This is a genomic window from Paenibacillus sp. EKM301P, from assembly GCF_011800295.1.
Classification (GTDB): Bacteria; Bacillota; Bacilli; order Paenibacillales; family Paenibacillaceae; genus Paenibacillus; species Paenibacillus polymyxa.
Map to the genome: position 1 here is coordinate 1 of NZ_JAALFM010000138.1, position 263 is coordinate 263.

At 55.1% G+C, this 263-nt stretch carries 2 tRNA genes; both read right to left on the reverse strand.

The features are described from left to right. Position 1 precedes the first annotated feature (1 nt). Positions 2 to 77, reverse strand: a tRNA-Ala gene (locus HFD99_RS25225). A 20-nt stretch (positions 78 to 97) separates the two neighbouring features. Beyond that, a tRNA-Ile gene (locus HFD99_RS25230) sits at positions 98 to 174 on the reverse strand. Positions 175 to 263 lie beyond the last annotated feature (89 nt).

The window sequence follows — 263 nt, forward strand, 5'->3', positions numbered from 1 at the left end:
TTGGTGGAGCCAAGCGGGATCGAACCGCTGACCTCCTGCGTGCAAGGCAGGCGCTCTCCCAGCTGAGCTATGGCCCCAAAAGAATATATAAAGTTTATGGTGGGCCCTAGTGGACTCGAACCACCGACCTCACCCTTATCAGGGGTGCGCTCTAACCAGCTGAGCTAAGGGCCCATATAAACCACCAAAAAAAATTATTCTTTAGTGGTTGCGCTTGGCGGCGTCCTACTCTCCCAGGACCCTGCGGTCCAAGTACCATCGGC